At 70.6% G+C, this 13,527-nt stretch carries 10 protein-coding genes; 5 read left to right on the forward strand and 5 right to left on the reverse strand.

What is annotated here, in order from left to right:
- Window positions 1-52: 52 nt before the first annotated feature.
- Together ACWDEW_RS26580 and ACWDEW_RS26585 are read left to right on the forward strand one after the other, a co-directional pair.
- Entirely contained in the window at window positions 53-1,195 is a 1,143-nt protein-coding gene (locus ACWDEW_RS26580; RefSeq protein WP_450515627.1) for a glycoside hydrolase family 53 protein, read from the forward strand.
- A gap of 308 nt (window positions 1,196-1,503) precedes the next feature.
- The gene (locus ACWDEW_RS26585; protein ID WP_450515629.1) at window positions 1,504-2,109 is read left to right on the forward strand and encodes a hypothetical protein; all 606 of its coding nucleotides are present in this window, start codon (window positions 1,504-1,506) and stop codon (window positions 2,107-2,109) included.
- Window positions 2,110-2,124: 15 nt separating this feature from the next.
- On the opposite strand, the gene ACWDEW_RS26590 is transcribed toward ACWDEW_RS26585, so the two are convergent.
- Both ACWDEW_RS26590 and ACWDEW_RS26595 read right to left on the reverse strand, forming a co-directional pair.
- The gene (locus tag ACWDEW_RS26590; protein ID WP_450515631.1) at window positions 2,125-3,327 is read right to left on the reverse strand and encodes an NAD(P)-binding domain-containing protein; all 1,203 of its coding nucleotides are present in this window, start codon (window positions 3,325-3,327) and stop codon (window positions 2,125-2,127) included.
- Window positions 3,328-3,425: 98 nt separating this feature from the next.
- Window positions 3,426-4,700: a carboxylate--amine ligase gene (locus tag ACWDEW_RS26595; RefSeq protein ID WP_450515633.1), complete on the reverse strand. Its 1,275-nt coding sequence runs from the start codon at window positions 4,698-4,700 to the stop codon at window positions 3,426-3,428.
- 197 nt (window positions 4,701-4,897) lie between these two features.
- Between ACWDEW_RS26595 and fahA the strand changes: the two genes are divergently transcribed.
- Window positions 4,898-6,112, forward strand: coding sequence for a fumarylacetoacetase (gene fahA, locus ACWDEW_RS26600; protein ID WP_450515635.1), 1,215 nt, complete (start codon window positions 4,898-4,900; stop codon window positions 6,110-6,112).
- 266 nt (window positions 6,113-6,378) lie between these two features.
- Window positions 6,379-7,317, forward strand: a complete 939-nt coding sequence (locus tag ACWDEW_RS26605; RefSeq protein WP_450515637.1) for a M56 family metallopeptidase — start codon at window positions 6,379-6,381, stop codon at window positions 7,315-7,317.
- Window positions 7,318-7,366: 49 nt separating this feature from the next.
- On the opposite strand, the gene recQ is transcribed toward ACWDEW_RS26605, so the two are convergent.
- A complete protein-coding gene (gene recQ, locus ACWDEW_RS26610) occupies window positions 7,367-9,433 on the reverse strand; it encodes a DNA helicase RecQ (protein ID WP_450515638.1) in 2,067 nt (688 codons plus the stop codon).
- Between the two features lie 253 nt (window positions 9,434-9,686).
- Between recQ and ACWDEW_RS26615 the strand changes: the two genes are divergently transcribed.
- Window positions 9,687-10,235 carry a hypothetical protein gene (locus ACWDEW_RS26615; RefSeq protein WP_450515640.1) on the forward strand — a complete coding sequence of 183 codons (549 nt, stop codon included), beginning with the start codon at window positions 9,687-9,689 and terminating at the stop codon, window positions 10,233-10,235.
- Between the two features lie 66 nt (window positions 10,236-10,301).
- Here ACWDEW_RS26615 and nuoN read toward each other — a convergent pair whose 3' ends face one another.
- Window positions 10,302-11,957, reverse strand: coding sequence for an NADH-quinone oxidoreductase subunit NuoN (nuoN, locus tag ACWDEW_RS26620; protein WP_359608973.1), 1,656 nt, complete (start codon window positions 11,955-11,957; stop codon window positions 10,302-10,304).
- Window positions 11,954-13,525 (reverse strand): NADH-quinone oxidoreductase subunit M, encoded by a 1,572-nt coding sequence (locus ACWDEW_RS26625; RefSeq protein WP_450515642.1) that lies wholly within the window; start codon window positions 13,523-13,525, stop codon window positions 11,954-11,956. Before ACWDEW_RS26625 ends, nuoN begins: the two co-directional genes overlap by 4 nt.
- Window positions 13,526-13,527 lie beyond the last annotated feature (2 nt).

The raw sequence follows: 13,527 nt of genomic DNA on the forward strand, positions 1-13,527 counted from the left end.
TCGGCTCAACTCGCTTGTTTCTTTGGTTGCTTGGTGAAGGGAAGCTTTTGTGATGCGCAGACGCAGTGTTCTCACGGCGGCGGGTGCGGCGGCACTCTCGATCCCGGTGTTGGCGGCAGCGCCCGCGGTCGCCGCCGACCGGCGCCGGCTGGAGATCCGGGGGATGGACATCTCGTCGCTCCCCAAGGACGAGGCCTTCGGTGCGGTGTACCGCCGTGCGGACGGCCGCCGGGACGATCCGATCCGCATCCTCGCGGATGCCGGGGTGACCCACGCGCGCCTCAAGGTCTGGGTGAACCCGGCCGACGGCTACAACAACAAGCGGCACATCCTCCCGCTGGCCAGGCGGCTGCGCCGGGCCGGGATCGGCATCTGGGTCGACTTCCACTACTCCGACACCTGGGCCGACCCGTCCCACCAGACCAAGCCGGCGGCCTGGGCGGACCTGGATGTGGCGGGCCTGACGAGGGCGGTCTACGACCACACGGCCGATGTGCTGGGCGCGTTGCGCCGCCAGGGCACCCCGGCCGACCTGGTGCAGATCGGCAACGAGATCAACGGCGGCCTGCTCTGGCCCACCGGCAAGAACTGGGGTGACGACGCCGGGGGTTGGGGCAACCTGACGACCTTCCTCAAGGCGGGTCTGACGGCGGCGCGTGACACCACCCCCCGCATCCGCACGATGCTCCACATCGCCTCGGGCGGCGACAACGGCACGTCCCGCTGGTGGTACGACAACGTGGTGGCCGACGGGGTCGACTTCGACATCATCGCCCAGTCGTACTACCCGTTCTGGCACGGCGCCCCGGCCGCCGCCGCGGCCAACTTGGCGGATCTGGCGGCCCGTTACGACAAGCCGGTCCTGATCGCGGAGACGGCGTACCCGTTCACGCTGGAGAGCGAGGACGCGACGAACGACATCATGTACGACCCCTCGCAGCTGACGGAGGGCTACCCGGCGACCCCGGCGGGCCAGGCGGCGTGGCTGCGCACGGTGGCGGACCTGATGGTGGATGTGCCTGGGGGTGCGGGGCTGGGCTACTGCTACTGGGAGGGCGTCTGGACGTACCGCAAGGGCGACGGCTGGGACCCGACCGATCCGACGTCCGGCAACGCGTGGGAGAACCTGGCGCTGTTCGACTTCGACGACAAGGCGCTGCCGGGGTTGCGGACGCTGGGCCGCTACCGGTCGTAGAGCTGCTGGAAGGAGCTCGCGTTCTGGAACTGCGGTGCGGCACCGTCCGGCCCAGGCCGCGTCCCCCGCTGCCCCCTCCTCAGCTCACCTCACCTCATCCAAAAAAGTGTGTCACTTTCCCGCTGAACCGTCACACTTCCACACTCCCTCGCCCCGGGACCGGCCTGGCATGTTCACCCCCGAACAACGCGACCGCACCCGCGCCCGACTCCTCGCCCGCGCCCGAGGCCGACGACTCGATCGTCGGCTTCGCCGTCACCGGCTCGCATGCCACCGGCGACGGCGACCGCTGGTCGGACACGGACATCGTGCTGGCCGTCCGGGGCGAGGTCGCCGCAGCCGTAGCGCGGTGGACGGCGTGGGTCTACGGCGAGTTCGGCGCCCTGCACCACTGGGACCTCGGCGTGGGTGGCGCGAGCGTCATCCGGGTCTTCCTGCTGCCCGGATGGGTGGAGCTGGACGTCACCTTCTCACCGGAGTCGGAGTTCGGCGCCCGGGGCCCGCAGTGGCGGACGGTCTTCGGCAGCCCGCAGGCACAGCCGCCGTTCGCCCCGCCCGACCGCGACACACTCATCGGCTTCGCCTGGCACCACGCCCTGCACGCCCGCATCTGCGTCGAACGCGCCCGCCCCTGGCAGGCGGCGCACTGGATCAACGCCCTGCGCGACCAGCTGATCGCCCTCACCTGCCTGCGACTTGACCTCCCCATCGCCTACTCGAAGGGCGCCCACCTCCTCCCGGAGGAGGTGACCGCCCCTCTGGAGCCGACCCTCGTCCGCTCCCTCGCCGTACCCGAACTCCGCCGCGCGCTGACCGCGACGATCACCGCGGCGACGGCCGAACTGGACCGTTCCGCCCCGGAGTTGGCGCCCCGTCTGGTCCCGATGCTCCTGGAGCTGACGCAGGACACGTAGGGCGGATTCCGTCAACTACCCGTGCGCCGCCGCCAGATGCTTCGCCAGCCGCGGTGACGCGAACTCCGTCCCGCACACGAACCGCATCACCGGCCCGTACGACGACGCGGCCGGCAGCCCCGTGAAGTACACCCCCGGCACGGACGACACGTACCCGGCACCGAGCTTCGGCGTACCCCGGCTGACCGCGAGCTGGGTGCGCAGCTCGTGCCCCAGGAAGTCCATCGCCGCGATGTCGACCCGGTAGCCCGTCGCCGAGATGACGTGGTCGGCGGTGAGGCGCTCGGTACCGCCGCCGTGCGTGCCGACCGTCAGGACCGGGCTGCCGGCCTCCGCGTCCGCCCGTACGATCCGGTCGACCTCGCTGACCTGCACCTTCCCCTCGAACCGCTCGCGCAGCCACCACGCGCCGAGCGGACCGAGCACCCGGCGCACCAGATAGTGGCGGGTCCCCTCGGGGAGGAAGCGGTACGGCTGCGGGTAGTAGCTCAGCGCCCACAGCGACCAGGCGCGCCCGAAGGGGGACTCCGGGCGCAGCTTCGGCTGGTCCCAGGGTGCCGCGCCGAAGGCGACCCGGCCGTGCCCGCGCGAGACGATCCGGACCTGCGCGCCCGCCTCCGCCGCGAGTACCGCCGTCTCCAGCGCGGACTGGCCGGCGCCGACGACGATCAGTTCCTTGCCCTTGAACCCGCTCAGGTCGTGGTGCTGGGAGCTGTGCGAGACGGGGCCGGTGGGTGCGGGGCCGTCGGCCGCCGCTGCCGCCAGCTCGGGCGGGAGGTGGGCCAGGCCGTACAGCCCCGTGGCCACCACGACCGCGCGGGCCGTGAACAACTCCCCCGAGTCCAGCTTGAGTTCGAAGCCGCCGCCCTTGTTCCGGTCAACCGACACGACCCGTACCCGCTCCAGTTCGGGCACCAGCTTCTGCTGGAACCACTCGCCGTAGCCGATGAAGGTCTCGACGGGGATGATGTCCTCGTCGGTGACCAGACGGGGGATGCCGGCCGCGTCGCAGTAGTCGACGAGGTTGTGGCCGGGCTGCGGGGCGTCGAAGTTGGAGGCGGCCGGGGTCGACTTCAGGAGCATTCCGGCCGGCATGTGGTCGCGCCAGCTGACCATGGGCTCGCCGAAGACTCGGACCGGGATGCCGCGCGCCCGCAGATGCGCGGCGGTGGACAGGCCGAACGGGCCGGCGCCGATGATTGCTACCGGTTGAATCACGAAGTCCCTCCCCAGGACGTCATTTCGCCACTTCGTGCTGGAGCTGCCGCCAACTGGCCGGTGCCGGCTACTACTTGTCGGCCTCTACTTGTCGGCCACTACTGCTGGCTGCCGCTACTGGTACTGCCGCCGCGCCGGTTGGTGCGCCACAGCTGGTACAGGTGCTTCGCGCCCGGCCGCACGAAGCGAGCGAGCATCGTGAAGAACGGCCGCAGGTCGTCACCCGCGAGCCAGGCCAGCTCGGTCCCGCTCGCCCTCACCGGTGCGTGCGGCGTCGTATAGCCGCTGCGGCGGTAGGCGAGGAGGGCGGGCAGGTCGATGTTCTCCACGATGTACCGGTGGCCGGCGCGCTGTTCCCCCTCCGGGACGGGGCGGCCGGTCAGGTCGAGGTGCATGGCGCGGACGACGTCCACCCCCGACTCGTTCTCGAAGAGCCGGAACTGGGCGCCCATGCGGGGGTTGAAGTCGAGCAGTTTGTACTGACCGTCGCGCCGGTCGAAGCGCAGGTCGAGGTCGACGATTCCGGTGAAGCCGATCTGCTTGATGAAACGCGCGGCGAGATCCGCGAGTTCCGGATTGTCCACTACGTATGCGTTTGCCGTCATGCCCGCGTGCGGCGGCCAGGAGCGCACCTTGACGCCGGTGAACATGGCGAGCGGGGTGGAGTCCTGGTCGAAGTAGGCGTGCACGATCCAGTCCTCGGCCTCCTCCCTCGGCAGGTACTCCTGGAGGATCACGCCGGGGTGCTCGCCCCAGTCACGGGCGAGCGCGAGCAGCCCCTCGCGGGTGGCGATCCTCGTCGTGCCGTTCACCGCGGGCCGGGAGCGTCGTACGAACGCCTCCCGGTTCTTGGCCACGATCGGGAAGCGGGCCTTCTCCGCAAAGTCGACGATGTCGTCGTAGGACTGCGGGAAGGCGGCAGTGGGGCTGGGGATGCCGTGTTCCACGCAGAGTTCGTGCAGCCCCTGTTTGCTGGCGAGGTGGCGCGGCAGTTTCGGATCCACGCGCGGTAACAGGAAACGGTCGGTGAGCGCGTCCTGATGCTCGGCGATCAGGACGGCGGCCTCCTCGTCGGTGGGGATGAGGACGGTGGGACGCCCGATGCGGCGCCCGATGCGCAGCAGTCCCTCGACGAGTCGTTCGGGTTCCTCGGTGCCGGTCGTCGGCCAGACGAACGCGCGTTCCAGATAACGGGATGCCGCGGCCGGTGTGTATCGGTCCTCCGTGATTGCATACATCGGCACGCCGAGACGGCCGAGACTGCGGATCGCCCCCACCCCGCCGTGATGCAGCGGATAGGAGCCGAACTTCACGATCAGGCCCGGCACCGCGCGGTCGGCCTCAAAAGGCACACTGCCGGTGCGTTTGGCCACGGGTCCCCCCACGTGTCCCCCCTACGGACCGGACCCACCCCGTCCGTGTCCCCCAAAGGACGCTAAGCCGGAATTGCCTCCTCCGACAAGACCTATTCGGACATTGCGAACTCTTTAGACACTGCCGGTCCCTGCAACTCACCCGTAACGTGTGGCGCGGCCACATGCGAGTACGTACGAGAGTGAGGCAGCACCCCATGCCCCCCTTCGATCTTCCCGAGGGCGACCCCTTCGGCCCGCACAACCTTCCCTACGGCGTCTTCTCGCCCCTCGGCTCGGACGAACGGACCGTCGGCGTCCGGTACGGCGACCAGGTCCTCGACGCGGGCGCCGCCGCCGCCGCGCTCGGCTCGCCGTACGTCTCCCTGCTCGCGCACCCCACTCTCGACCCGCTGCTCGCCGCGGGCCGTACGGCCTGGTCGGACGTCCGGCGCGCGCTGACCGCGTGGGTGACGGTGCCCTCCCACCAGGAGACGATCGCCCCCTTCCTCCACCCGCTCACCGCGGTGACCCTGCACCTCCCCTTCGAGGTCGCGGACTACGTCGACTTCTACGCCTCCGAGAACCACGCCCGGAACGTCGGCCGCATCTTCCGCCCCGACGCACCCGACTCCCTGACCCCCAACTGGAAGCATCTGCCCATCGGTTACCACGGCCGCGCGGGCACGATCGTGGTCTCGGACACGGAGGTCGTACGACCGTCCGGGCAGCGCAAAGCCCCGTCCGACCCGACGCCCGTCTTCGGCCCGTCGATCCGCCTGGACATCGAGGCGGAGGTCGGCTTCGTGGTCGGTACGCCGTCGCGGATGGGCGAGCCGGTGCCGCTCGCCGACTTCCGCGAGCACGTCTTCGGCCTGTGCCTCCTCAACGACTGGTCGGCGCGCGACATCCAGGCCTGGGAGTACGTCCCCCTCGGCCCGTTCCTCGGCAAGTCCTTCGCCACCTCGGTGTCGGCGTGGATCACCCCGCTGGACGCGCTGGAGGACGCGCGGGTCGCGCCGCCCGAGCGCACGCACGAACTCCTTCCCTATCTGGACGACTCGGCGGAGGAGCCCGGCGGCTACGACCTCCGCATCTCGGTCGCGATCAACGGCCATGTCGTCTCCGAGCCTCCGTTCTCCACCATGTACTGGACCGCCGCGCAGCAACTCGCCCAGATGACGGTCAACGGCGCCTCCCTGCGCACCGGCGACCTGTACGGCTCCGGCACGGTCAGCGGGCCCGCCGAACGCGAGCGCGGTTCGCTGCTGGAGCTGACCTGGAACGGGCGGGACGCCCTCGAACTCCCGGACGGCAAGCGGACGTTCCTGGAGGACGGGGATGTCGTGACCCTGTCGGCATGGGCACCTGGCGCGGACGGCACGCGGGTGGGTCTGGGCGAGGTCACCGGGCGGATCGTGGGGCGAGGCTGAGGTGAGGTGTGGGCGGGAGGGGTGAGGCAGCTCGCGGGCCGGCACCAAGGCGGGTCGCGGGCGAGGCGTGAGGCGGCTCGCGGGCCGGAGTTGGGGCGGTCGCGGGTGCGCCGGGTGCTCGCCGTACACCTGACTCCGGCCGCCCGGACAGTCATACTGACGGCGGGCGGGCCCACACCTCGTGCACCCGCCGCGGGTACAGCCGCACCCGCACCTCCCGTCGTTCCCTCTGTCTGTGCCGTTGACCAGGATCCGGAGCCCGTGGCATGACTGTCTGCCTGCTCCTGCTGAGCGTCGTCGCCCTCTCGGCCGCCGTGCCGGTTCCGCGTGCGCTGACCCGGGCCGTGTGGCCCGAGCGGGAACCCGTGGTCGGCCTGTGGGTGTGGCAGTGCCTGGTCGCCACGGTCCTGCTGTGCTGTCTGGGCGCTCTCGTGCTCGGCGCGGCGGCCGTCTTCCACACCGTCCGCGACCATGTCTTCGCCCCGGCCCCGCCCGCCGTCACCGCGGCCTACGACCTCTCCGCCGCCCCCGTCTGGGCCGTCGCCCTCACGCTGTCGCTGGCGTGCGGCGCCGCCTGGACGACGGCGATGCTGGCCCGCGAACTCGCCGAGGCCCGCCGCCGACGCGGTCAGGCCCGCGCCCATCTGCGCGAGCGCGCCCCCGACCTGCCCGCCGGGCTGCCCCCGGCGCGCGGTCCCCTCCTCGTCCTGGAGGACGAGTACCCGGACGCCTGGTGGATGCCGGGCCATCCGCCCCAACTGGTCGTCACCACGGGCGCCCTGCACCGCCTCACCGGCCACCAGCTCGACGCGGTCCTCACCCACGAACGCGGTCACGCCCGCGCCCACCACGACTGGCTGCTGCATCTGTCGACCGCGCTGGCCTCCGGTTTCCCGCGCGTCCCGCTGTTCGCCCACTTCTGCGACCAGACCCACCGCCTGGTGGAACTCGCCGCCGACGACACCGCCTCCCGCCAGTGCGGCCACCTCACCACCGCACTGGCACTGATCGAACTGAACAACCACCGCGGCGTCCTCTCCTGCGCCTCCAGCCACCGCCTCCTCGGCGAACGAGTCGACCGCCTCCTGGACCCCCGCCCCCGCCTGGGCCGCCGCCGCCGAGCCCTGACGACGACGGTCGCGACGCTGGTCCCCCTCCTCCCGCTGCTGATCGTGTTCGCGCCGGGGCTGACAGCGCTGACCTGAGGCCCGAGGCACGGCGGGCGTTGCTGCCGATCCCCTCACCTGCGAGCGGCTACATCCAGTCCTCGGGCTCCGGCTCCGCATCCATCTCGGGCCAGTAGTCCGCGCCGGGGTCAACGTCCTTCGCCGCCCGACCCGGTGCGGGTGCCGTCGCCTGTGCCGGCACCGGCACCTGCGCCGCGGCCGCAGTCGCAGTCGCAGTCGCAGTCGCAGTCGCAGTCGCAGTCGGCGCATCGCCCAGCGAGGCCAGCACGCCGATCACACCCTCCCCGTACGTCGCCAGCTTCTTCTCGCCGACTCCGCTGATCTCCCCCAACTGCCCCACCGACGTGGGCCACACCGTCGCGATCTCCCGGAGCGTGGCGTCGTGGAAGATGACGTACGCCGGAACCCCCTGCTCCCGGGCCTGCTCCGCACGCCAGGCGCGCAGGGCCTCGAAGGCGGGCTGCAAGGACTCGGGCAACTCCACCGCCGCGGCCTTCGCCTTGCGCTCACCCCGGCCGGAGGACGACGACCGCGAAGTCGCCGGCTTCTTCGGCTCCTTGCGCAGCGGCACCTCCCGCTCGCGCCGCAACACCGTGCCGCTCGCCTCGGTGAGCACCAGCGTGCCGTACTCCCCTTCGACCGCGAGCAGCCCCTGTGCCAGCAACTGCCGCACGACGCCCCGCCATTCACCCTCGGCCAGGTCCTCGCCGATGCCGAACACGGACAGCTGGTCGTGGTCGAACTGGATCACCTTGGCGGTCCGGCGTCCCATGAGGATGTCCACGATCTGTACGGCGCCGAACTTCTGGCCCCGCTCCCGCTGCAGCCGTACCACCGTCGACAGCACCTTCTGCGCGGCGACCGTGCCGTCCCAGGTCTCCGGCGGGGTGAGGCAGGTGTCGCAGTTGCCACAGGCCGCCGCGTCCGGGTCCTGGCCGAAGTAGGCGAGCAGCTGGCCTCGCCGGCACTGTGCCGTCTCGCAGAGCGCGAGCATGGCCTCCAGGTGGGCGGCGGCCCGGCGGCGGAACGCCTCGTCGCCCTCGCTGGACTGGATCATCTTGCGCTGCTGTATGACGTCGTTCAGGCCGTACGCCATCCAGGCCGTGGAGGGCATTCCGTCCCGCCCGGCGCGGCCCGTCTCCTGGTAGTAGCCCTCGACGGACTTGGGCAGGTCGAGGTGGGCGACGAACCGTACGTCCGGCTTGTCGATGCCCATGCCGAAGGCGATGGTCGCGACGACGATCAGCCCGTCCTCGCGCAGGAACCGGGACTGGTGCGCCGCGCGGGTGCCCGAGTCGAGGCCCGCGTGGTACGGCACCGCCTCGATGCCGTTGCGGGACAGGAACTCGGCGGTCGCCTCGACGGACTTGCGCGAGAGGCAGTACACGATGCCCGCGTCGCCCGCGTGCTCCTCGCGCAGGAAGCTCAGCAGCTGCTTCTTGGGGTCGGCCTTCGGCACGATCCGGTACTGGATGTTGGGCCGGTCGAAGCTCGCCACGAAGTGCCGGGCGTCCGGCATCTTCAGCCGCTGGGTGATCTCCTTGTGCGTGGCGTCCGTGGCCGTCGCCGTGAGCGCGATCCTCGGGACGTCCGGCCAGCGCTCGCCCAGCAGCGAGAGGGAGAGGTAGTCCGGGCGGAAGTCGTGGCCCCACGAGGACACGCAGTGCGCCTCGTCGATCGCGAACACCGAGATCTTGCCGCGCGAGAGCAGGTCCAGGGTGGAGTCGAGCCGCAGCCGCTCCGGCGCGAGATAGATGAGGTCCAGCTCGCCGGCGAGGAACTCCGCCTCGACCACGCGCCGCTCGTCGAAGTCCTGCGTCGAGTTCATGAACCCGGCGCGCACACCCAGCGCCCGCAGCGCGTCCACCTGGTCCTGCATCAGCGCGATGAGCGGGGAGACGACAACGCCCGTACCGGGTCTGACCAGGGACGGAATCTGGTAGCACAGCGACTTGCCGCCGCCGGTCGGCATGAGGACCACGGCGTCGCCGCCGGCCACCACATGCTCGATGACCTCTTCCTGCGCGCCGCGGAAGCTGTCGTAGCCGAAGACGCGGTGGAGCGTGGCCAGTGCCTCGCTCTCGCCGTGTGCCGTCGGCGTCCGTACTTCGGTCGTCACAACCGTCCCGCCCATCCCGTGCATCGCTCGTCCCCCGTACGTCGTCCCTCGACCACTGCGTCCACGATAGGGCTCCGCGCTGACAGCGTCGGAGTTATCCACAGGCCGGCGGCGGTGACCGGGTGTGGTCAGTCGAATGGCTCCCGTCACATGGCGCGACCCATGCGGGCGGAACATGCTGCTCGGGCGGGCAGGGGGAGGTCCGCCACGCCACCGACCGGACGGCGCGCCGTGCGCGGACGCCTCCCGAAGTCCAAGGAGCCCCACCATGTTCCCTCGGCCGCTGTCCCCTCGGCCCTCGTCCTCCCGGCCCCCGCTGGGCGCCGTCAAGGCCGCCGTCGCGGTGGCGACGGCCGCGGCCTTCGCGCTGACGGCCGCCCCGGCCCAGGCCGCGTCCGACCCCGACCCGTCCGTGTGGACCACGCTGAGCAAGACGTACCAGGCGACCTCGAAGTACGGGTACGAGGCGTTCGCCGCGGGCGGCGGCTACGCACGCACCGACACCTGTGTCTCCGATCCCACCGAGGGCGGCATGGGCTACCACTACGTCAACCCGGCGAACATCGGTTCACTCGATCCGGCGAAACCGGCGGCTCTGCTGTACGCGGACGGGTCCGACTTCGTCGAGGGACGCCGGCTGGTCGCGGTCGAGTGGGTCGTGAAGGACTCGGGGCAGGCGGCGCCGACCCTGTTCGGGCAGACCTTCCAGAAGGACCAGCTCCCGGGCTATTTCACGCTCCACGCCTGGATCTACGAGCCCAACTCCAAGGGCCTGTTCGCCCCCTGGAACCCCGAGGTCGTCTGCCCGAAGGCCTGACCGCACATGCACGAAGGCCCCGGCCCCCACGAGGGGAACCGGGGCCTTCGGCCGGTACTCGGCCGCTCAGCGGACGAAGACCCCCGCCTGGTTGGCCAGGTCCAGGAAGTACTGCGGGGCCACACCGAGGACGAGCGTGGCCGCCACGGCCACCCCGATCGTCGCCATGGTCAACGGGGACGGGACCGCGACGGTGGGGCCGTCGGGCCTCGGCTCGCTGAAGAACATGAGCACGATCACGCGGATGTAGAAGAACGCCGCGATGGCGGAGGAGAGCACACCGACCACGACCAGCGGGGCCGCGCCGCCGGCCGCCGCCGCCTTGAACACGGCGAACTTCCCGGCGAAGCCGGCCGTCAGCGGAATACCCGCGAAGGACAGCAGGAACACCGCGAAGACAGCCGCGACCAGTGGCGACCTGCGCCCGAGCCCGGCCCACTTCGACAGGTGCGTCGCCTCGCCGCCCGCGTCCCGTACGAGGGTGACGACCGCGAAGGCGCCGATCGTCACGAACGAGTACGCGCCCAGGTAGAAGAGCACGGACGAGACGCCGTCCCGGGTCGTCGCGATGACACCGGCGAGGATGAAGCCCGCGTGCGCGATCGACGAGTACGCCAGGAGCCGCTTGATGTCGGTCTGGGTGATCGCGACGATCGCGCCGCCCAGCATCGTGATGATCGCGACGCCCCACATGACGGGCCGCCAGTCCCAGCGCAGGCCGGGCAGCACGACGTAGAGGAGCCGGAGCAGCGCTCCGAAGGCGGCCACCTTGGTCGCGGCGGCCATGAAGCCGGTGACCGGGGTCGGGGCGCCCTGGTAGACGTCGGGCGTCCACATGTGGAACGGCACCGCGCCCACCTTGAACAGCAGCCCCATGACGATCATCGCGCCGCCGATGAGCAGCAGCGCGTCGTTGCCCATGGTGTCCGCGAGGGCGGGGTTGATGTTGGTGATGGAGCCGTCGACGACCTGCGCGATCGTGGCGTACGACATCGAGCCCGCGTAGCCGTAGAGCAGCGCGATGCCGAAGAGGGTGAACGCGGAGGCGAAGGCGCCGAGGAGGAAGTACTTGACCGCGGCCTCCTGCGACAGGAGCCGCTTGCGGCGGGCCAGGGCGCACAGGAGGTAGAGCGGGAGGGAGAAGACTTCCAGGGCCACGAACAGGGTCAACAGGTCGTTGGCGGACGGGAAGACGAGCATTCCGGAGACCGCGAAAAGCAGGAGCGGGAAGACCTCCGTGGTGGTGAACCCGGCCTTGACCGCGGCCTTCTCGCTGTCGCTGCCGGGCACGGACGCGCCCTGTGCGGCGAAGGAGTCGACCCGGTTGCCGTGTGCCTCGGGGTCGAGGCGTCGCTCGGCGAAGGTGAACAGGCCGACCAGTCCGGAGAGCAGGATCACACCCTGGAGGAACAGGGAGGGTCCGTCGACCGCGATCGCGCCCATCGCCGCGATGTGCGCCTTGGTTGTGCCGTACCCGTCCGCCGCGAGCGCCACGACCGCCGCGAAGGCGGCGCAGAGCGCCACGACGGACACGAACACCTGGGCGTAGTAACGGGACTTGCGCGGGACGAACGCCTCGACCAGTACCCCGATGAGCGCCGCGCCGAGGATGATCAAGGTGGGCGACAATTGCCCGTACTCGATCTTCGGTGCGGGGATCTTCGAGATCGGGTCCGCGGCTGCCGCCGTTGTCCACAGGCTGTGGACGGCTGTTGCGCTCACTTGGCCGCCTCCACCGAGGGCTTGGGATCCTTCTTGTGTACGTCGGACAGGGTCTGCTTGACCGACGGGTTCACGATGTCCGTGACCGGCTTCGGGTAGACGCCGAGGAAGATCAGCAGCACGATCAGCGGGGCGACGACCAGGAGTTCACGCGGTCGCAGGTCCGGCATCGCGGCGACCTCGGGCTTCACCGGGCCGGTCATCGTCCGCTGGTAGAGGACGAGGGTGTAGAGCGCGGCGAGGACGATGCCGAAGGTCGCGATGATCCCGATGGCCGGGTAGCGAGTGAACGTGCCGACCAGGACCAGGAACTCGCTCACGAAGGGCGCGAGTCCCGGCAGCGACAGGGTCGCCAGGCTGCCGATCAGGAAGGTGCCGGCGAGCACCGGGGCCACCTTCTGCACCCCTCCGTAGTCGGCGATCAGACGCGAGCCGCGCCGCGAGATCAGGAAGCCGGCGACCAGCATCAACGCGGCCGTGGAAATACCGTGGTTGACCATGTAGAGCGTCGCGCCGGACTGGCCCTGGCTGGTCATCGCGAAGATGCCCAGGATGATGAACCCGAAGTGCGAGATCGACGCGTACGCCACCAGCCGCTTGATGTCCCGCTGTCCGACCGCGAGCAGCGCCCCGTAGATGATGCTGATCAGGGCGAGGACGAGGATGACGGGCGTCGCCCACTTGCTGGCCTCCGGGAAGAGCTGGAGGCAGAAGCGGAGCATCGCGAAGGTGCCGACCTTGTCGACGACCGCCGTGATGAGCACGGCGACCGGCGCGGTGGACTCCTGCATGGCGTTGGGCAGCCAGGTGTGCAGCGGCCACAGCGGCGCCTTCACCGCGAAGGCGAAGAAGAAGCCGAGGAACAGCCAGCGTTCGGTGTTGGTCGCCATGTGCAGCGTGCCGTTGGCCCGCGCCTGCGCGATCTCCGCGAGCGAGAAGTTCCCGGCCACCACGTAGAGGCCGATCACGGCCGCCAGCATGATGAGCCCGCCGACCAGGTTGTAGAGCAGGAACTTGACCGCCGCGTACGACCGTTGGGTCGCCGCCGCCTCGTCGCCGTGCTCGTGGGCCCGGTCCCCGAAGCCGCCGATGAGGAAGTACATCGGGATCAGCATGGCTTCGAAGAAGATGTAGAAGAGGAAGACGTCGGTGGCCTCGAAGGAGATGATCACCATCGCCTCCACCGCAAGGATGAGGGCGAAGAAGCCCTGGGTGGGCCGCCAGCGCTTGCTGCCGGTCTCCAGGGGGTCGGCGTCGTGCCAGCCGGCCAGGATCACGAACGGGATCAGCAGGGCGGTGAGCGCGATGAGCGCGACCGCGATGCCGTCCACGCCGAGTTCGTAGCGGACGCCGAAGTCGGCGATCCAGGCGTGGGACTCGGTGAGTTGGTAGCGGTCGCCGCCCGGGTCGAAGCGGACCAGGACGGCGATGCCCAGCGCGAGCGTCGCCAGCGAGACGGACAGCGCCAGCCATTTCGCGGCGGTGCGCCGGGCGGCCGGGACGGCGGCCGTGGCCACCGCCCCGAGGGCCGGGAGCGCCGCCGTCGCTGTCAGGAGGGGAAAGGACATCG

This window comes from Streptomyces sp. NPDC001100 (assembly GCF_053598575.1).

Coding starts and splice junctions, on each gene's coding strand:
- ACWDEW_RS26615 (WP_450515640.1), top strand. CDS start 9,687: ATGTTCCCTCGGCCGCTGTCCCCTCGGCCCTCGTCCTCCCGGCCCCCG.
- fahA (WP_450515635.1), top strand. CDS start 4,898: ATGCCCCCCTTCGATCTTCCCGAGGGCGACCCCTTCGGCCCGCACAAC.
- ACWDEW_RS26605 (WP_450515637.1), top strand. CDS start 6,379: ATGACTGTCTGCCTGCTCCTGCTGAGCGTCGTCGCCCTCTCGGCCGCC.
- recQ (WP_450515638.1), bottom strand. CDS start 9,433: ATGGGCGGGACGGTTGTGACGACCGAAGTACGGACGCCGACGGCACAC.
- ACWDEW_RS26625 (WP_450515642.1), bottom strand. CDS start 13,525: ATGTCCTTTCCCCTCCTGACAGCGACGGCGGCGCTCCCGGCCCTCGGG.
- ACWDEW_RS26580 (WP_450515627.1), top strand. CDS start 53: ATGCGCAGACGCAGTGTTCTCACGGCGGCGGGTGCGGCGGCACTCTCG.